Source organism: Candidatus Woesearchaeota archaeon, assembly GCA_018303425.1.
GTDB lineage: Archaea > Nanobdellota > Nanobdellia > Woesearchaeales > JAGVYF01 > JAGVYF01.
The window spans coordinates 1-18884 of record JAGVYF010000006.1; the positions used below are offsets into that span (position 1 = coordinate 1).

15 protein-coding genes, 6 tRNA genes and 2 rRNA genes are annotated in these 18884 nt (G+C 36.2%); 7 read left to right on the forward strand and 16 right to left on the reverse strand.

Annotated features, from left to right (window positions below):
* Both J4418_01495 and J4418_01500 read left to right on the forward strand, forming a co-directional pair.
* The coding region (locus J4418_01495) for a hypothetical protein (GenBank protein ID MBS3112740.1) at positions 1-206 on the forward strand (206 nt) is incomplete at its 5' end.
* Between the two features lie 152 nt (positions 207-358).
* Positions 359-628, forward strand: a complete 270-nt coding sequence (locus J4418_01500; protein ID MBS3112741.1) for a hypothetical protein — start codon at positions 359-361, stop codon at positions 626-628.
* A 404-nt stretch (positions 629-1032) separates the two neighbouring features.
* On the opposite strand, the gene J4418_01505 is transcribed toward J4418_01500, so the two are convergent.
* The 4 genes from J4418_01505 to J4418_01520 all read right to left on the reverse strand — a co-directional run bounded on the left by J4418_01505 (position 1033) and on the right by J4418_01520 (position 6749).
* Positions 1033-3938 (reverse strand): 23S ribosomal RNA (locus J4418_01505).
* A 177-nt stretch (positions 3939-4115) separates the two neighbouring features.
* A tRNA-Ala gene (locus J4418_01510) sits at positions 4116-4264 on the reverse strand.
* Between the two features lie 137 nt (positions 4265-4401).
* A 16S ribosomal RNA gene (locus tag J4418_01515) occupies positions 4402-5968 on the reverse strand.
* Together the 16S and 23S rRNA genes with 1 tRNA gene alongside form the textbook arrangement of a ribosomal RNA operon.
* A 632-nt stretch (positions 5969-6600) precedes the next feature.
* A tRNA-Glu gene (locus J4418_01520) sits at positions 6601-6749 on the reverse strand.
* Positions 6750-6842: 93 nt separating this feature from the next.
* On the opposite strand from J4418_01520, the gene J4418_01525 reads away from it, so the two are divergent.
* Complete coding sequence (locus J4418_01525) at positions 6843-7163, forward strand: hypothetical protein (protein MBS3112742.1); 321 nt, start codon at positions 6843-6845, stop codon at positions 7161-7163.
* Here the strand turns inward: J4418_01525 and J4418_01530 are convergent.
* The 7 genes from J4418_01530 to J4418_01560 form a co-directional block, all read right to left on the reverse strand.
* Complete coding sequence (locus J4418_01530) at positions 7155-7562, reverse strand: hypothetical protein (protein ID MBS3112743.1); 408 nt, start codon at positions 7560-7562, stop codon at positions 7155-7157. The genes J4418_01525 and J4418_01530 overlap by 9 nt on opposite strands.
* A 295-nt stretch (positions 7563-7857) precedes the next feature.
* Positions 7858-8023, reverse strand: a tRNA-Gly gene (locus J4418_01535).
* Between the two features lie 63 nt (positions 8024-8086).
* Positions 8087-9307 carry a signal recognition particle-docking protein FtsY gene (ftsY, locus tag J4418_01540; protein MBS3112744.1) on the reverse strand — a complete coding sequence of 407 codons (1221 nt, stop codon included), beginning with the start codon at positions 9305-9307 and terminating at the stop codon, positions 8087-8089.
* Between the two features lie 2 nt (positions 9308-9309).
* Positions 9310-9741, reverse strand: coding sequence for a prefoldin subunit alpha (pfdA, locus tag J4418_01545; protein ID MBS3112745.1), 432 nt, complete (start codon positions 9739-9741; stop codon positions 9310-9312).
* 12 nt (positions 9742-9753) lie between these two features.
* Positions 9754-9933: a hypothetical protein gene (locus J4418_01550; GenBank protein ID MBS3112746.1), complete on the reverse strand. Its 180-nt coding sequence runs from the start codon at positions 9931-9933 to the stop codon at positions 9754-9756.
* Between the two features lie 120 nt (positions 9934-10053).
* A complete protein-coding gene (locus tag J4418_01555) occupies positions 10054-10791 on the reverse strand; it encodes a segregation/condensation protein A (GenBank protein MBS3112747.1) in 738 nt (245 codons plus the stop codon).
* Positions 10792-10931: 140 nt separating this feature from the next.
* A tRNA-Met gene (locus tag J4418_01560) sits at positions 10932-11046 on the reverse strand.
* A gap of 489 nt (positions 11047-11535) precedes the next feature.
* On the opposite strand from J4418_01560, the gene J4418_01565 reads away from it, so the two are divergent.
* Positions 11536-12432: a Fic family protein gene (locus J4418_01565; GenBank protein ID MBS3112748.1), complete on the forward strand. Its 897-nt coding sequence runs from the start codon at positions 11536-11538 to the stop codon at positions 12430-12432.
* A gap of 141 nt (positions 12433-12573) precedes the next feature.
* On the opposite strand, the gene J4418_01570 is transcribed toward J4418_01565, so the two are convergent.
* The 3 genes from J4418_01570 to J4418_01580 form a co-directional block, all read right to left on the reverse strand.
* On the reverse strand, positions 12574-13521 hold the full coding sequence (locus tag J4418_01570; protein MBS3112749.1) for a trypsin-like peptidase domain-containing protein: 948 nt from the start codon (positions 13519-13521) through the stop codon (positions 12574-12576).
* Positions 13522-13558: 37 nt separating this feature from the next.
* Complete coding sequence (locus J4418_01575; protein MBS3112750.1) at positions 13559-13795, reverse strand: hypothetical protein; 237 nt, start codon at positions 13793-13795, stop codon at positions 13559-13561.
* A gap of 138 nt (positions 13796-13933) precedes the next feature.
* Positions 13934-14686 carry a ribonuclease H-like domain-containing protein gene (locus J4418_01580; protein ID MBS3112751.1) on the reverse strand — a complete coding sequence of 251 codons (753 nt, stop codon included), beginning with the start codon at positions 14684-14686 and terminating at the stop codon, positions 13934-13936.
* Between the two features lie 270 nt (positions 14687-14956).
* Between J4418_01580 and lgt the strand changes: the two genes are divergently transcribed.
* Together lgt and J4418_01590 are read left to right on the forward strand one after the other, a co-directional pair.
* Positions 14957-15682, forward strand: a complete 726-nt coding sequence (gene lgt / locus J4418_01585; protein MBS3112752.1) for a prolipoprotein diacylglyceryl transferase — start codon at positions 14957-14959, stop codon at positions 15680-15682.
* A 29-nt stretch (positions 15683-15711) separates the two neighbouring features.
* Entirely contained in the window at positions 15712-16350 is a 639-nt protein-coding gene (locus tag J4418_01590) for a hypothetical protein (protein ID MBS3112753.1), read from the forward strand.
* A gap of 345 nt (positions 16351-16695) precedes the next feature.
* Here J4418_01590 and J4418_01595 read toward each other — a convergent pair.
* Both J4418_01595 and J4418_01600 read right to left on the reverse strand, forming a co-directional pair.
* Positions 16696-16859, reverse strand: a tRNA-Gly gene (locus J4418_01595).
* Between the two features lie 12 nt (positions 16860-16871).
* Positions 16872-16944 (reverse strand) — tRNA-Val (locus tag J4418_01600).
* Positions 16945-17095: 151 nt separating this feature from the next.
* On the opposite strand from J4418_01600, the gene J4418_01605 reads away from it, so the two are divergent.
* Complete coding sequence (locus tag J4418_01605; protein MBS3112754.1) at positions 17096-18865, forward strand: alanine--tRNA ligase; 1770 nt, start codon at positions 17096-17098, stop codon at positions 18863-18865.
* The last annotated feature ends 19 nt before the right edge of the window (positions 18866-18884 follow it).

An 18884-nucleotide genomic window follows, 5' to 3' on the forward strand; every position in this document is an offset into this window, starting at 1 on the left:
ATCGCAGACCGTATGAAGGAGAGGATGCGGGTAGGTCATGGATTGACCAACACCCAGATAGTCCTGTTGACCATCAAGAACAGGCAGACGAATTTAATGTCACTTTCAATGTAGGAAAAGATATTCCCTGGATTTATGGATATATGATTTGGGATCCGGGGTATAATGTAGCGATAGGACATGGCTTAAAACTTCCAGAAGGATGATTATAACCCAAGTTTGACAGTTTGCTAACTATTTCATCCTAAATATTAATTTGACAGTTTGTCAAATTTACCTAATTTTCTTGAAAATTGCGACGATATAATCTCTTATGTTAAGAATTATTTAGGTGTGCATTTTAGAATTGATTATAAAAATGCTGATGGAGATATATCTAATTATTTTGCCAGATTTCATAGTTAAAAAAACTGAGAACGAAGTATATTTTATTGAAACAAAAGGACAGGAAGATTTAGATGTCCCACTAAAAACAGAAAGATTAAAACAATGGTGTAAAGATATAAATAAAGCCCAATCTAAAATAAAATATGACTTTGTATTTGTAGATGAAGAGGATCTTAGAAAATATAATCCAAAAACATTTACTCAGTTAATTCAGAACTTTAGAAAATATAAAGACGATTAAGAACTCCCATTGATTCTTGTTCTTGATGTATCGCTTCGCTCAATCGATAGAACGCCCCACCCCATGACTAACTAAAACGAAGACTACGAAATGTCCCCCTTAATACTTGTTCTTGATTGCTTTAATGAGCTAGAATGAACAGAAAGCTCTATTAAATATTTTTACCGCTTCTGCCTCTTGCACAAATACAGGATAAAGGCACGGCATTCATCCCACAAATTAATTTGTGGGTATTCTGCCTACGATTTTATAAAAGCCTTCGGCTTTGAAGTATTAAAATTGTCCCTTGATACTTCTTCTTTATTTGCTTAATAAACTTTTAGCGTAGCGGTTTTTGAAAGAGGAAAAAGTTTAAGTTTTTAGAATTGTATAAAAAAAAGAAACCGTGCTGACCAAAGTAAAGTTTAAGTCCTTTTGAAGCTATTGGTAATCGCATGCTTAACATCTCGCTTAAGCTTGATGCTTATACACCGATCCCATCAACCGAGTGTTTTACTCGCGCTTCTAATGTCTCTTTTTGAGGCAAGTTTCGTGCTTAGATGCTTTCAGCGCTTATCTTTTAATGCGTAGCTGCTCGGCATACCCTCCCGGATAACCGATCGACCAGTGGCATCGAACTTTCGTTCCTTTCGTACTAGAAAATCCTTCCTCTCAGACATTGAACATCTCCAGTAGATAATAAACAAACTGTCTCACAACGTTCTGAACCCAGCTCACGATCCCTTTTAATGGGTGAACACCCCCACCCTTGGGCGCTTCTGCACGCCCAGGATAGGAAGAGCCGACATCGACGAAGCAAGCCGCGCCGTCGCTGTGAACGCTCGGGCGCGACGACTCTATTATCCCCAGGATAGCTTTTCGGACAATCCTAGCCCTCATCAAAAAGGCATAGGAGATCGTTAGGCCGAAATTTCTTTGCAGGATTTCCCCTTGTTAGAAATCCTGTCAGGCTGACATTTGCCCTTACGCTCTACTCCGGATTTCTGACCCGGATGAGTCAACCATTGGGCCCCGCTGATATCATTTCAGCGGGCTGCCGCCCCAGCGAAACTGTCCACCTGTAAGTGTCCTAAAAAGTTAATTTTAGTAAGCGATGTAAATTCAGAAGAGTGGTGTTTCATTGTCGTCTATTCACGGACTGGCGTCCGTAACTTAACAACTCCCACTTACGCTGTACAACCTAATTCACATCGCAGTCACAAGCTACAGTAAAGTTCCATGGGGTCTTCACATCCCACTGGAGATTCCCGACTTCTGCACCGGGAAAGAGTGTTCGGTGGATTGTAATTGGGGACAACGGAGATCTCGTTACGCCATTCATGCAAGCCGTCAATCAAACGGCAAGGTATTACGCTACCTTAAGAGAGTTATAGTTACTCCCGCCGTTTACCAGATCTTAGCCCGGTTGAACCCGGGTTTAAATTACTGGCACTGGGCAGACGTCACCCTCTGTACACACCCTTACGGGCTGGCAGGGGGTTAAGTTTTTGTTAAACAGTCGGACCTCCCTAGTTATTGCACCCTGCGATCGCAACCATACGGTTACAAACACAGGGACCCCTTATACCGAAGGCACAGGGCTAGATTGCCGAATTCCCTCAATTACATTAGTCCATCACACTTTAGGCTACTCACCTAGGGGCACCTGTGTTGGTTCTGGGTATAATTATCTAAGATTTTTCTATTTTCCCTTTTCAAGGGATCAAGGCCTCAACCAAATGGATTATACAACCCACTATTCTAAGGTTTACTCAATTTCTCATCATTACGATACTCTATTGACTTATCCTTATTAACGAAAACGAGAATTCTCGTTGATTTAGCCTAAACCGTCAGGAAAAAAGCTTGCGTCGCCGCACATACTCAGATAGTAAAGGAATATTAACCTTTTTCCCATTCCCATTACTCCAGTTAGGAGCTTGGTTAGGATTAACTTACCCTTGACTGAACTGCATTGTCAAGGAACCCTTGCCCTTTCAGCGGCAGTGATTCTCACACTGCTATGATCCTACTACCACCAGGATTCTCATTTCAGCCAGATCCATGCCTCCTCGTGGAGACACTTCTACTCTAGCAAAACGCCTACCTACCGCACATCTTACGATGGCCCATGGTATCGGCAGCTAATTTAGCCCCGTCCATTTTCAAGACCAATAGTCTTGACAAGTAAGCTGTTACGCACTTATTATAGGATGGCTGCTTCTAAGCCAACCTCCTCGCTGTCTTTGACTATAGACACTTTTAACCCTTTAACACTTAATTAGCATTTAGGGGCCTTAACCATGGTCTGGGTTGTTCCCCTCTCGGAATCCAAGCTTACCCCGGACCCCCGTTTCCCAACATCTACGATATAGAAAAATTCGGAGTTGGACAGAGAACCGACCAGTTTCCCGGCCTAAACTCCCTATCCGTATCTCTACCTTTTCTATTATCTCCGTTGAGACTTGACTGCGGCCAACTTCGGTAGGAACCAGCTATCACCGCTTTCGATTGGCTTTTCACCCCTTACCCCAGGTTAAAAGAACATTTTGCTGACAGCACCTCTGCGGGCCTCCACAAAGTATTACCTTTGCTTCACCCTACCCAGGGTAAGATCAAGCGGTTTCGGGTCGCATCCAAGTGACTAAAGGCAGATTAGTACCTCGCCCCTCGTAAACTGCGGGCATTTGGTTTCCCTATGATTACTTCAAAAAGAATTAATCTTGCCACTCAGATGCACTCCCTGGCACGTTATTCGAAACGGATGATAGAACACCTTAGTGCCCTATCTACTTATTACTGTTAGGTTTCAGGTTCTTTTCACTCCCTATTAAGGGTACTTTTAAACGTTCCCTCACGGTACTATACTCTATCGGTCTTAGAATGTGTTTAAGGTTGGAACTTGATGAGTCCCATATTCCTGCTTCGTTTCCGGGAAGCAGTACTCAAGATACTGCCAAACCCTCCTGGTTACCTCTACGGGGCTTTCACCCTCTAAGGCCCCACATTCCAGTGGAGTTTGAGTCTCCAGGGTCGGGTCGAAAGGCAGTCTGTAACACCACATCTCCATCATATTACTATGAAGGATTCAGTTTGCCTTATACCATTTTCAGTCGCCCTTACTAGTGGCATCTCATTGATTTCTTTTCCTGCAGGTACTTGGACGCTTCGTTCCCCTGCGTTCTTTGTCCTATTAAGACTTTAAAGGATGTCCTATTCGGGTACCTTCGGTTCAAAGCCTGCATGCGGCTCGCCGAAGCATTTCGTAGCTTGCCACGCCCTTCATCATTATTCTAAGCCAAGTCATCCACCTAACAGCGTCAGGAATCTCGATTAACTAATGTCAATCGCTTTACTTTGGTCTATGCACGGTTATCATTTTTATATTGAAAATTTTTAAAAATTTTCAAGGTTCATTTTGGATAAATCCTCATGAACATTTAACCCTACACCCGAAAATGGGTATTTTCGAGCTGAATTAATCTTTCAATACATATTGCATTGAAACTGGACTCGTCGGGATTTTCTCATTGACATTCCAAGCATTGTTGCTTGAGATATTAATATTTGAACCCGAAATCTCCGCCTAACTAGACGCAGACGTGTCCGTGTTTGCGTTTGCAAGGGCGGCGCATTACCAGATTATGCTACAAGCCCATGTTTTGTATTGGGAATTAGGACAATTAGGAAAATAAGATAGGAGATGATTTTCATCTAAAAAGATGAAATGATTATTTCATTCCAAAAAATAATCTTTTTTATTCATGTGAAATTAGATTCACATAAAAGTAAAAAGGAGGTGATCCAGCCGCAGGTTCCCCTACGGCTACCTTGTGACGACTTGCCCCGCCTCACTGAGCTTAGGTTCGACTCACCCAAATTGAATGAGCCTCACCAAAACCCGGCTCGGATGGAATGACGGGCGGTGTGTGCAAGGAGCAGGGACATATTCACCGGGCGCTGATAACACCCGATTACTACGAATTCCAGCATCATGAGGGTGAGTTACAACCCTCAATCAGGACTAGGATAGGATTTCGAGGATTAACTTCTCCTTTCGGAGTTGTATCCCATTGTTCCCACCATTGTTGCGCGCGTGTAGCCCAGAAGATTCGGAGCATACAGACCTACCGTTGCCCACGCCTTCCTCCCAGTTTCCCGGGCAGTTTCCACAGTGTGCTCAATCCTTCTAAAGAAGTTGTTAGCAAGTGTAGATGTGGGTCTCGCTCGTTGCCTCACTTAAGAGGACACTTTACAGCACGAGCTGACGGCGGCCATGCACTACCTCTCTGCTCGTCAAGTAAGACCTTCAATCTGACTTTCATCCTGCAGTCGCTTCTGGTGAGATTCTCAGTGTAGAATTAGATTGAACCGCACGCTCCACTCGTTGTAGTGCTCCCCCGCCAATTCCTTTAAGTTTCAGCCTTGCGACCGTACTCCCCAGGCGGCGAGCTTAACGTCTTCACTTCGACACTGCAGAATCTCGAGGATTCTGCAACGCCTAGCTCGCAGCGTTTACGGCCAGGACTACTCGGGTAATTAGTTGAGTTTAATACTTCCGATATTTTAATTTCGTTTAGTAGTGTTCGTTACGAACAAACGAAACTAATTTTGAGACGGAAGTCTCAATATCTAATCCGGTTCGCTCCCCTGGCTTTCGTCCCTCACTGTCGAATCCGTTCTAGTCTGGCGCCTTCGCCACAGGTAGTCTTCCGAGGATTATAGCATTTAACCGCTCCCCCCGGAGTTCTCCAGACCCCTCCCGGTTCCAAGTTTAATAGTGTTTCCTGCACGCCGTTAAGTTAAGCCCAACGATTTCACAGAAAATTTATTAAACCAGCTACGGACGCTTTAGGCCCAATAAACGAGGCTCCTACTTGTGGCGCGGGTGTTACCGCGGCGGCTGGCACCCGTCTTGCCCACCACTTATTCGCCAAGATATTTACTCTTGGCAAAAGCCTATGCAAAGCATAAGCACTTGGGTTTCCCTTATCGTACTTTCGTACAGTGTAAAGGTTTCGCACCTGCTGCACCCCGTAGGGCTAGGGACAGTGTCTCAGTTCCCTTCTCGGGGCTCCCTCTCTCAAGGCCCCTACTGATCTTTGGCTTGGTGGGCCTTTACCCCGCCAACAACCTAATCAGCCGCCGACTCACCCTTAGGCGTTGCCTTTAAAGGAAAAGGCATTCCAGCCATTTTCCCATATCCAGGTTTACTCACAGTTTCCCATGGCTATCCTGAACCTAAGGACAGATTATCGACGTGTTACTGAGCATTCCGCCGGTGTCTCCGAAAAGACCCCTTGACTTGCATGGTTAAATCGAAACCCAATAGCAGCAGCCCTCCGCAGGATCAACGGAAATTCTTGTAAATTTTAGAGCATTCAACATGTTGAATACAATAAAAATTTTACTAATCCTACAGGTCTCGTTATATTGGTCACAAAACTTATTTTTCTTAAAAAAATTGCGTCTATTGCATCTTATTTTCCTAAATCATACCTAATGTTTACATATTAAGTACTCACATATAGCCACTATTTTTTTGGCAGTCAATGCCGTTCTATATGTGTGATTAGAATTTTGAATATCTAATGATATAGAACCGGAGGTGATTAACCTTTTGGTTTAGATATGGAAAAAAATACTGATATATAAAGGTATCGAATTTAATTAGTAGTATTTATCCTACTATAATTTAATTTTCCATAAGTGTGCTTTACTGGCGATGTCGGGTTTCAATTTACTTTCAGAACTGCAATTTGTAAAATTTAATTAATAAAAAAAATTAATAAGAAATATAATTAAACAAAATTAAAACTATTTATTTATTGGCCCTTTTACGTTTTTCTTTCTTCATTCTCTTTCTTTGCCATTTCCAACGCATTTGGCCTTTCTTTTTCCAACGTCTTGAACTTCTCTTCATTTTGAACCTGTGAAAAATGAAGCTTGAAAATTTTTGATTTTCACTGTTTCATTTTTAATTTAGATATTTATGCCCCGAGCGGGACTTTCTTATCGACGACGCAATGTTCATCAATATTTGAACCCACGTCCTCGGATGTTTTTGAACCCGGACAACATATAAATGATCTCCGAAAATCTCGAAAATCCGAGATGATTGACCGGACTACACTATCGGGGCATAGCGCTTAGATATTAAAGTTAAGTATTCCTTTATAAGGTTTATGTTTTTATTAAAGAAAAGTTTATAATTCAATCATTAATCTCATTTATTATGATTGCAGAAATTATAAGTTCATTGGCAAGCAAAATAAGTTCAAAAACACTTGCTAAATTATTCTCTAAAGGTTTAAACAAATCTATTTATGACGTCGAGAAAAATATTGAAAAAAAACTTAATAAAACATTGCAAAGGAATGTTAATCTTGCGGTTAAAAAGGTTAAACGTGAGATGTTGAAAACAAGTCTGTTAATGTTTTCAATTATCTTAATTTTAATAAGTTTGATTATAATATTATCAAAATATTTTCCCGCAGAATATTTATTGTTAATTTTCGGAGCAATTTTATTTTCAATTACCCTTGTTTCAAAATGAATTAATATTTTCTTTTAGCAACGATAAAATTTGTTTTTTTGAAAGCAAAATATTATTATAACAGGTTTGAATTTGTACATCATCAATTAATCCTTGCATACGTTGAGCATATTTATTAATGTTTACCCAATAGTCTAATTCAAAAGTTAAATTTTCTTCTAACTGCTTAACATTTATTTCAATAGAAAGCAGAACTTCCGGGTCTTCTGGTTTTGTTTCAATTGAACCAGAATTTTCTAATTCCTTTAACTTTAATTCATGAAGTGCAGCGATTTCATTTTTGATTATAGCGAGAAAAAAATTTATCATTTTTAGAAATCGTTTTTCTTTGTAAGGAAAATCAATTTGAATAGAACGATAACGTGAATTTATCTCTTTCTTTAATTGCAGTTTATTCATCTTTACGCCCTATAAATAAAAAAGTGAGCTTGGAGGGACTTTCATAGCGACTAATTTATCCTGAATAGAATACTGGTAAGTTTGATTATTCAAACTTGCCTTGTTTTCCCCAGGGCTTTCTTAAAACGCTGATTTGAACCCTCGGCCACCGGCTCGCTTAGAGCCGTTCTTGTATAGAACGAGGTCATATAAGACCGGCGCTCCACCAGGCTAAGCTACAAGCTCAACGAACTGAAATTATGATTATAGTGGAACGTATTTAAAAGTTTCGTTGTATTTAATAGTGAAAAGGTTATACGGCAGCCGGGATTTTCGTAGCATTACCTGTTTGGATTGGGTAGTTGGCAAAAATTATTTTGCCCTCTGATTTTTCCCAGGTTTTTTGCTTAAGCAAAAAAGCTGATTCGAACCCGGATCTCAAGCTTGGGAAGCTCAAATCCTAACCATTAGACTACTGCCGTATATTATGTTTTTAATTTTGCAAATATATAATTACTATTGTTAATTAAAATATAATTCTTTATTTAAAATTCAAATATTTTTTGAAGAATCTGATTTTTGTCAAAAGGTTTTAAATCATCATATGATTGACCAGTACCGAGATAAAGAATAGGTTTTTTAGTAACGTAAGAAATTGAAATTGGTGTGCCTCCTTTATCATCAACATCAGCTTTTGTAAGAATAATTCCCTGTATCCCTATCTGTATGTCATATCTCTGCGCCTGTTCTATGCAATCATTCCCCGTTACAGATTCCCCCACAAAAATGTTTAGGTTTGGATTAACCACTTTTACGATTTTCTTTAGCTCATCCATTAAATTAGCATTGCTATGCATTCTGCCTGCAGTATCAATCAGAACAACATCAATATTATGGGCTTTTGCATATTTTACTGCGTCAAATGCAACTGCCGCAGAATCTGAACCATAATCATGTTTAACCATTTTAATTGTTAAGTTATTTGCATGCTCTTCTAATTGGTCAATTGCGGCAGCTCTGAATGTGTCTGCAGCAGCAAGGACTACGGAAAAATTATTTTTTCTTAAAAGGTATGCAAATTTTGCAATGCTGGTTGTTTTACCCGAACCGTTTATTCCAAAGAAACATATGATATAGGGTTTAGATGAATTTTTAATTTCTTTTATGATATCGAACTTTGGGATTTGTAAAACGTCTTCCAAACTGGTTTTTAAAGAATTAAGAATTGTTTCTTCAATATGGTTTCTTTTAATAGGTTGGTTAACTAGATTGATTTTTAAATCTTCTTTAATTTTCTCAATAACTTCAAATGCAACATTGTTTTCTAAAAGCGCCAGTTCTAGGTCCCAGAATAAACTTTCAAATTGGTTATCATCTAATTTTTTATAAGTTATCTTTTCTTTTATTTTTGCAAAAAAACTTTTTTTTTCGGGAATTATTTGGGCGGGTTGTTCAGTTAGTTGCTGTGAGGTCTCAGGTTCTTTATCAGGGCTGATTCTTTTTTCTTCAGCAATGCTTTTTAATTTTTCATTAACTTTTTCTTTAATTGTTTCTTGAACAGGTTTGTTTATTTTGTTAGATTCTTTCCGAACAGGTTGTTCTGTTTCGGGAGTTTTTTCTATTGTTTTGTTAATTTTTTCAACGGGTTTTTCTATATTTTTCTTTTTTGTTTCTTTAACCGGTTCTATTTCTTTAATAGTTTCATCTATCTTTTTAGTAAAAATTGATACTGCGCTCTTTAATTTTTCTTTAAGAAATCCAAACATTTTTAGTGATGGCACTCAGTACCATGTACCTCGTGCTCCAGTTTGTGCGCTTCCGTTCCTAGTTTTTGTAAATCCCCTGATAATTGTTCATGAACTTTTTTAACTTCTTCAATTTGTGTAAAGATTAATTCTTTAGTATGTTCAATGTTCATTTCTACCGCAGTATTTGCGCCAACATTCACTATTAAATTTGTATTATTTTTTAGTTCTGCTTTAGCAAAAATACCCGTAGCAACAGGCGTTAAAATTTCGGAGTTTATTTGTGATTGTTTAAAAACTTCAAGTGTTTCCAAAGTATCAATTAATTGTTGTTCTTGTTTATCCAGGCTAATTAATTGTTCCTGAGTAGCCTTAATTTGCTGGCTCATCATTTGTAATTGTAAGTATTTTTCTTGATCTTTTTGATTAAGTTTATCTTTTGGGCTAGGTTTCATATTAATTTACCCTTACTGCAGTTTCTGAATTAGGCTTTCTAAAAACTCTTTATATTTTTCTTCAAGCCCTAACTCTACAATATGCGGCCTTGTAAGACTTAAATCTTCTTCGTTTTCTCTAAAATCAGCATATTCTTTTTTTAATAAACTTTTTAGTAAACTTATTTCGTTTTTATTTAGGTTGATTTCCATAAAGAAGTAAATCGAATGGTTATTTTTAAAGGTTACGTTTATATTATATTTAATTTAATTAGAATCTCGTTTTTCACTGGAAGTGTCTGGTTTAGATTGACATTTTTTTTAAGTCAATTTTTAAGTTTTTTTTGGAAATTGTATGTGTATTTCGCCAAAATGATCTTTTTGTTCAAGGTCTATTTTTCGTTGATTGCTTAGATGAAGTAAGGGTATGAATGTATAAACTTTGTCCTCTTTATTTGCTTCATCAGGCAGCAACTGAGTGAACGTCATCTTTTTGTTGCCAGATAAGAAAAATATTTTTACTTTATCAAAAACTTCTCTGATAATGTTTGAGATATCTTTCTTTTTTTGAGGCATATGCATTTTTATCTCATCAGGGATGTCTCTAAATACCCTGCGTTTTTTAACTTCCATCGCTTTCTGCAATGCATTCATTAAATCGAAGATAGAAACTTTTCTTTTCCTAGGCTGTGGAGTTCTAGGTATAAGCTTGAAATGTTCTTTTTCTTTTTGTGGTTTGTCGTAAATATTGCCAAAGTCTGAGAAGAAATCTAAATCATAATCGGGTTCTTGCGTATAAGCAAACATACTATCCAATTTGTCTAAATCTTCGCCAATTAAACGGCTAGATTTTATTTTAAGCATCATTGTAGCAGCCAGGAGTACCTTGCCGGAAATTCTTAAATCACAGTCTTTCATCTTTTTAATCATGTCAATATATTTTTTTGAAAGAATTGAAACGTTGATATCCCAAGGATCCATCTGTTCTGAACGGACTAACTCTTTAATAATTGCCTGCCAAGTAATTTCGTCATCTTTGGCAAGCATTGTTATGATTTTTTCTTCATTCATATACTAATAAAGAATTCGGTTGTATATAAAAGTTAGGAAAATAATAGCGAGGGGAGGGTCATCACCAGCTTTTTAAAAAAAATCTGGGAAAAACACGAATGGATTAACATAGCTAGCCCTTAATTGAATTGATTAAATAATAGCGGGGGGAGGATTTGAACCTCCGACCTGGGGGTTTCTCGAACTCGATCCGAGAATACGGATGCAAGTAAGCTATATGAGCCCCCCGGGCACTCCTGACTGCCCTACCCCGCTAGAAATGGCAGAACGTTATTTAGGTTAATTCTGGCTAATTTATAAAACTTTGGATAGAAATGTTTAAAAAGGATTAGGTTCTGCATTATTTCAAACACGCGGTCTTTATTCAAGTCTATCTTGAAAAGGCGCGTGTCCAACGTTTTATTATCACGTCGCGATCGCATCCTCGGACTAGCGTCCGGTCGCTATCGCTCGAATAATCAAAAAAATTACGTCGCGATCGCATAATCTGGTATTGCGCAGGATTGCTAAGTACTTTTGTAGTGCTTTAGAAACCTACATTATCACACAAATATCCTGTTTCCTTTGGATATCTGGGTTCAAAACGGCTTTTTAAGAAAAACCCGGGAAAAACAAGGCGGGCAAAACAAAATTTAGCCCACCATACTTCCAACCGTGTTATTTTTAGTCGATGAAATTCCCAGTCGCGACGTTACTACAAAAATAGCAAAGTATATAAAATGTGGGCACCTATATATTAATAAGATGTATATTGAGATAAGAAAAAATGGAAAGAGTAAAAAGTATTATCTAAAACAGAGTTATAGGGTAGGTGCAAAAGTTAAAAAAATTGTTAAATATCTTGGTTCTAATCTTAGTAAAGAACAGCTTAATAAATGCAGTAAAATCGCTGAAAAGCTTATTCTTGAAGATATCAGTGGCAAAGACATTCTTGAATTTGAATTAACTAAAGATGAAATAAAAAGGTATCAGCAATATGATAAAAAAATTAAAATTGAACACTTACAAAAACTTAACTGGGAACATTTTACTGAACAATTTACTTATAACACCAATGCTATAGAGGGTTCAACTATTTCTGCTAAAGAAGTTAAAGAATTGTTAGAACAGAAAGATAAAGTTGAAAATCTTGAAGAGGTGGAAACATTAAATGTTGCAAAGGCTGTTAGTTATATTAAGAAAAGTAAAAAAAAGTTATCCGTTGCCCTAATTAAAAAATTGCATTTAATATGTTTTAAAGGTACAAAGAATTTTGCAGGCAAAATAAGAAAAGTTGAAGTTGTTATAAGGGATAATTTGGGCAGAGTTGTACACGTAGGTGCGCTTGCTAAAGAAGTAAACGAATTATTAGATGAATTATGTATCTGGTACGAAAAACATAATAAAAATTATCCTCCAAGTTTATTAGCTACAATTGTGCATAACCAGTTTGAAAAAATTCACCCATTCCAAGATGGGAATGGTAGAGTTGGCAGATTATTGCTAAATTATATTCTATTAAAACATAAATATCCGCCAATTAATATTAGACTTAAAGATCGTTCTGAATACTATCAATGTTTACAAAAATATGATCAAAATAGTGAAATTGTGTCTATGCTAAAGTTCTTGATTAAAGAGTATAGGAAGCAGTATAAATGAGGCTTTGCCGATATTGTTGTGGTTGGGGCAACTATATATTATGTTTATAAAAAAGAGTCTTTTAATTATTAAATGATGCCATTGATATATTTTTTAGTGCCTACACCACATCTCTAAGAATAAAGGAGGAGCGCTTTTTTTCTAATCAACTATCTCACTCACAATAGTTTTAACTCTATTACTCGGTATTGCAAAACTTAAACTATCATAGCCGGATATTTTAAAATCTACAATGCCAACAATTTCGCCGTTGATGTTAATTATCGGTCCGCCTGAATTTCCAGGGTTTAAGGTTACGTCGGTTTGAATAAAGTCAAGACCATTCATCTTTCTATGTGGTGAACTAATTATCCCTTCTGTTGCAGTGAATGATAAGCCTGCCGGATTACCCAGGGCAACTATTTTTTGTCCTGTCTGTAAATTGTCAGAGTTTGCAAAGTTAAAGTAATTGAAGGTTTCATCTGAAACAATTTTTAATACAGCCAGATCATTTTCAATGTTGTATCCTATAAGTTCAACATTGTACGCGTTGCCATTATATGTTACAATCGATGCGCTTGTAATTCCATCAATCACATGATGGTTTGTTACAACTAAGCCATTGGCAGAAATAATTGCTCCTGAACCTTGACCAAGATTAGTATGGATGCTTACAACTGAGTCTATGACATTTGCAATAACAGTCGTAAAACTTTCAGATTCAACCTGTAAATCAGATATTTGCTGGTCAAGTTGCCCTAACTGTTCACCATAAATATCACTTGAATATTTTAAACTTTGTATCTGCGATTTAAATATTTTGGTTGATTTTTCAAGTTCTCCTATCTGTAAATCATACTCCTCAATAGTTTGGCCTAAACTTTGGTCAAGTACCTTTAATTCTGAGTTTAATACATTAATCTGTTTTTGTTTTTCGTTTAGTGTATCTAAAAACACCAGTTTAGTTGTGTCGAGTTGAGTTTTTATAGCTTCAATTTGTGAAGTATAATCCTGTTCAAGTTCAGTTAATTTAGTGTTTCCAGTATAAAGTAATGAAGACACTATTAGAATCAATACAAAACTATAGAATAGATGATGTTTAGTTTCCATAATTTATACTATTTCTTATTATGGTTTAAATAGTTTATTATTTCAAAAGCCTATGTGTATGCAGAACAATTCCGCCTTTCAATGCTAACATCCTTTTCTTGTCAATCTTATGTTTGTGAAAACCATTTCTTGTGGTGTATTTGCTATTAGGGGACCAAGAATGCCTGTGTCCAAAATCAAAAGAAGTCCATTTATTATTAGTCATGACTTGATGTTTTGTAAATTTAGCCGATTTATAAACTGTTTTTTTAAGCAATTTTGAAAATAAACCCATATTTGTATTAAGGAGTTTCAAGAATATAAATGTTTGGTTTTTAATCAAGTGGAATGTTTATCTTTAAGCTTGTCAAACGGCTTTTTAATAAAAATCCGGGAAAAACAAGTGCGACATGCGCTCACTTTGTTCGCTTAGTCACACAGAATATTTTTCACTTAATTTATCAAACGCAAAGTTTGCCAGAAACTTTAAATTTTCTATATCCGCTCGGTTATATTTGATTAATAATGCTAGTGCAGACTTATCCCCTCTTTTGTATCTATGCCATAAACGCACTGCTTCCCATCCATCAACACCCTCAAGTTCGTTGCCTCTGTTAATGCCAAGTTCTTTTTCTATTTTTTTAAGTCCGCCGGCGTAACCTAATTCTTTTAACGCGAACCTTAAATCCAAATGAAACTTGTTAAAATCTATTCTAGGAAATGAACGTTTTAAAAAAGGGATATCAAAACATCTGCCATTAAATGTTACAAACATGTCATACTTTTCAATTTCTTGCTCAAAATCTTCAAGGTTGATACCCTGAATAAAAAACTTTGAATCTGTACCATCATACACACCTATCACAGTTACATAGTTTTTGACTTTATCTGTGCCATTAGTCTCAATGTCAAGAAATGCAATATCTTTAACATGGTTATATGCGCGCCAGTGCTCATTTTGTGGCAAATGTTCAGAAAAGTAAAGATAGTCTTGGTCATGATATGCCTTAATCGATTTTAATATATGTTCATGGATAGTTTCTTTTTTGTTATTTTTAAAGGTTATGTTTTGGTAATGATTTAAAAAATCGTACCATGTAAAAATGTTATTTTGATTAAGAAATGATTGAGTCTGTTCTCCAACTCCAGGTATGTGTCTAAAGGTTCTTGTTAGAATTTCTACCACCTATAAAAAATTTGGAATTGAGGGTTTATATTATTTGTGGGTCTGGAGTATAAAATCTGCCATTTTCATAAGTTTATAATTGGCGACATTAGCGGGCTCTGTCTAGAAAGCCAATTGTCTGCATGTTAATATTTAAACATAAAATTAATTCCAGTAAGAACTTTCTTGCTTATCTAATTAAATGTGTGTATATTAATTGGTAATGGGGTGACTCAGGATAATGCATTTTTTATCATAACAATTATAAACTATGAAATTTATTTTTCGTTTATGTTGCCATATAAAATTTTTACAACTATTGATTTAGGATTTTTTAGTATCCAAGTTTGGGGCTTAATGGCAGCAATTGGTGTATTAATTGCAGCATTATTAGCAGTATATAGGGGTAAAAAATTAGGAATAAAAGAAGATACTATCTATGATTTAGTATTTTATACAATTGTTTCAGGGATTATTGGTTCAAGGATTATGTATGTAATCGAAGAATGGGAATTATATAAAAATAATTTATTTGGCATCTTTAAAATTTGGCAGGGGGGGCTTTCATTCACAGGAGGCCTAGTTTTGGCTGTAATTGTTGCGTATTATTATCTGAACAAAAATAAACTCGATTTTTGGAAATATGCTGATTTACTTGCGCCAAGTTTAGTAATTGGACACTTAATTGCAAGAATCGGGTGCCATTTCACAGGAATGCACGTGTTTAGCGAAACAGGTTTGCCGTGGGCAATATACCAAGCAGGCGCATTAAGGCATCCCGGAATATTATATGAAATAATTTATTTGGGAATTGTTTTTTTTGCGTTGTTAAAACTTTCAGAATACAGGTTAAAAAAAAGCACAGTCTTTATTATATACCTTGCGCTTTATTCTTTGTTTAGATTTTTTAGTGATTTTTTGAGAATAGATCCTACTTTTTTTGGATTTACTGCTACACAGTATTTAATGATAATAATTTTCTTAGGTTCTATTATATGGTATAAATTCAACAAATAAATATAAATTAGGGGAATCACCTTAATTTTATGGGTCTTTATGATATAATTAAAAGAGAAGGAATTGCAATTGATGTTGATGAAACTTTGTCAATTACAAGACCAAAAGTATTTGAAGATATGAGAAGATTATTTGGTAATCCTGAAAATTTTACAGTTGAACAGTTAATTGCAAAATATGTTCACACGTTTTGTGTACCTTACTGGCAAACATCTGAGGCGGAATCATGGGTTCAAAACATTTTAAGAGATCAAGATTATTCTCAAAATTTAGAAGTATTTCCGGGGGCGGTAGAATATTTAAATAAAATTTCAGAGATTATAGATATAAACTCTTATATTACGGCAAGACCTATAGCTATTGCAGGCGCAACCGAATGCTGGTTGAGAAAACATAAGTTTCCTGATGCGCCAATTATCACAAGGTCAAACGAATTGTATGCCCAAGAAAGATATGGTAGTCAATGGAAAGCTAAAGTATTGAACGAACTCTGGCCTAAAGTTAAAGGTATTGTAGATGATAATATAGAGTTATTAGACTTGTTAGGGGATTATAAAGGCAAGGTATTTGTTATTGGTTCTGAAAAATTAAAAGAAGATTATGATTTTGCTGTTGCCTGCCATGATTGGCAAGCTGTATATGAAGCAATAAGAAAAGAGTATGGTTAAGACCTTAAAATCTTATTTTAGATTAGTGTGTTTTACAGGTAGCGTCTGGTTTCGATTGACTATTAATGCATTACAGGATATAGGAATATTTATATATTACACTATTATTCAGTTTTATTTAGCAACTAAGTGCGAAAGCTGAGGGTTGCTTGTGTAAAATCCTTGAGGTTCGCTTATGCGGTTAAACCTTCGCTCGCAAGTCTTAGTTGCTTTTATTCTTATTATAATCGAACAAAGTGAGATTATTTCTTTTGTTCAAACTTTTTAAAAGTTTGGCGGTCATAGATTTACTCACAAGTTTTAACTGTTAATTTTTCTATATATTCTTATAGAATTAAATTAATATGCGGTCGCCGAGATTTTCGTGGTTCAAAACAATCCGTATGAATCATAGGTGAGCTAAACTTTGTTTTGCTTGCCATGTTTTTCCCGGATTTTTCTTAAAAAGCCGTTCGAACTCGGGTTACAGCGTTGGCAACGCCGCGTAATAACCACTATACTACGACCGCATAATTAAACAATGGGCCTGCCCGGACTCGAACCGGGGATTAACGCCGTGTAAGGGCGCTGTCATAGCCGCTAGACCACAAGCCCAATGTAAGTCTAGGATTACTTAATCATTTAAAAAACTTACTATATTAGAAATATTTGTTTTAAATCGTATTTCTCTGCTGTAATACACTCTATTGTGGACAGTGCCTTATTGGCAAAACATTTAAATAAACTTGTTTTCTCACAAATGACCATGAAAGGTTCAGAATTGAAAAAGAAGTATCTCGAGTTTTTTAAAAGTAAAGGCCACGTTATAATTGGCTCAGCGCCTTTAGTGCCTGAACATGATCCAAGTGTACTTTTTACTACTGCAGGCATGCACCCTTTAGTACCCTATTTAATGGGCCAGCCGCATCCAGGCGGTAAGAGATTAACTAATTTTCAGAAATGTATTAGGACACAGGATATTGATGAAGTTGGAGATAACACACACACAACTTTTTTTGAAATGCTGGGGAACTGGTCGCTTGGCGATTATTTTAAAAAAGAAGCGATTACATGGAGCCATGAATTTCTAACAAGTAAGGATTGGTTAAATTTAGATATAAAGAGGTTAGCTGTAACATGTTTTGAGGGGGATAATAATGCGCCACGTGATGAGGAGGCAGCAAGTATATGGAAAGGTTTGGGGATGCCTGAATCAAGGATAGTATTTTTATCAAAGAAAGATAATTGGTGGGGTCCTCCCGGAGAAATTGGTCCGTGCGGTCCTGATACTGAAATGTTTTATTGGACACCGAATGACAAATCGGCCCCGGAGGTTTTTGATTCAACTGATAAAAGATGGGTTGAAATTTGGAACAATGTATTCATGGAATATAATAAAACAATTGACGGGACTTTTGAAACTCTTGCGCAGAAAAACGTTGATACCGGGTTGGGTGTTGAAAGGGTCACTATGGTGCTGCAAGGAAAACAAAACATTTTTGATACTGAGCTTTTTCAGCCTATCATTAAAAAAATAAAAGAAATTGCGCCGCATTCCGTTAATAATCAAAAATACACACGGATAATTACCGATCACATGAGGGCCGCAGTTTTTATTTTAGGAGATAAAAGAGATATTGTTCCCGGTAAAATTGATCAGGGATATGTGCTTAGGAGATATATTAGGCGAGTTTTGAGGTATTTGCGGTTGCTTGATGTTAATTTATTTGAAATTGATGCGACCGTTGAAATTGCTAAAATTATTATTGAAACATATAAAATTGATTATCCTGAACTTGAAGAGAAGAAAGAGTTTATTTTTAGGGAGTTGAAAAAGGAAGAAGACAAATTTCAAAGTGCGCTTGATAATGGTTTAAAAGAATTTGAAAAAATGGTTAAAAAGGATAAAAAAATTTCAGGAGAGGAAGCTTTTCTGCTTTTCCAAAGTTATGGGTTTCCTATTGAGATGATTAAAGAATTAACTGATGAAGCCAAGGTTCTTTTAGACAGCGTAGGTTTTATGAAAGAATATAATAAGCATAAAGAACTTTCAAGAATTGGGGGGGAGCAGAAGTTTAAAGGCGGGATGTCTGAATCATCTGAAAAGACTAAAAAATTTCACACAGCAACACATTTGTTGAATGAAGCGTTGCGTCAAGTATTAAAAGATTCTAATATTAAACAGAAGGGTTCAAATATTACTGTCGAAAGATTAAGGTTTGATTTTAATTTTCATAGAAAATTGACTAAAGAAGAACTTAATAAAATTGAAGATTTAGTCAACCTGAAAATTAATGAAGCTATCCCTGTTGAAAGGTATGACATGACTTTTGAAGAATCTAAAAAGTTAGGTGCGCAGGCAGAGTTTAAAACCAAATATAATGAGAAAGTTTCAGTTTACAAAATAGGTTTCTTTTCTGTTGAAGTTTGCGGCGGCCCGCATGTTTCAAATACTTCAGAGTTGGGATATTTTAAAATTCAAAAAGAAGAAAGCTCTGCTGCCGGCGTAAGACGGATTAAGGCTGTTTTAGAGTGATTGGCTAGTAAAACTCATT

Bases quoted from the DNA above. Each gene is read 5' to 3' on its own strand.
- J4418_01530 (MBS3112743.1), bottom strand. From the start codon at position 7,562: ATGAATAAACTGCAATTAAAGAAAGAGATAAATTCACGTTATCGTTCT.
- J4418_01500 (MBS3112741.1), top strand. From the start codon at position 359: ATGCTGATGGAGATATATCTAATTATTTTGCCAGATTTCATAGTTAAA.
- J4418_01575 (MBS3112750.1), bottom strand. From the start codon at position 13,795: ATGGGTTTATTTTCAAAATTGCTTAAAAAAACAGTTTATAAATCGGCT.
- J4418_01605 (MBS3112754.1), top strand. From the start codon at position 17,096: ATGAAAGGTTCAGAATTGAAAAAGAAGTATCTCGAGTTTTTTAAAAGT.
- J4418_01565 (MBS3112748.1), top strand. From the start codon at position 11,536: ATGTATATTGAGATAAGAAAAAATGGAAAGAGTAAAAAGTATTATCTA.
- lgt (MBS3112752.1), top strand. From the start codon at position 14,957: ATGTTGCCATATAAAATTTTTACAACTATTGATTTAGGATTTTTTAGT.
- J4418_01525 (MBS3112742.1), top strand. From the start codon at position 6,843: ATGATTGCAGAAATTATAAGTTCATTGGCAAGCAAAATAAGTTCAAAA.
- J4418_01555 (MBS3112747.1), bottom strand. From the start codon at position 10,791: ATGAATGAAGAAAAAATCATAACAATGCTTGCCAAAGATGACGAAATT.
- J4418_01550 (MBS3112746.1), bottom strand. From the start codon at position 9,933: ATGGAAATCAACCTAAATAAAAACGAAATAAGTTTACTAAAAAGTTTA.
- J4418_01570 (MBS3112749.1), bottom strand. From the start codon at position 13,521: ATGGAAACTAAACATCATCTATTCTATAGTTTTGTATTGATTCTAATA.
- J4418_01590 (MBS3112753.1), top strand. From the start codon at position 15,712: ATGGGTCTTTATGATATAATTAAAAGAGAAGGAATTGCAATTGATGTT.
- ftsY (MBS3112744.1), bottom strand. From the start codon at position 9,307: ATGTTTGGATTTCTTAAAGAAAAATTAAAGAGCGCAGTATCAATTTTT.
- pfdA (MBS3112745.1), bottom strand. From the start codon at position 9,741: ATGAAACCTAGCCCAAAAGATAAACTTAATCAAAAAGATCAAGAAAAA.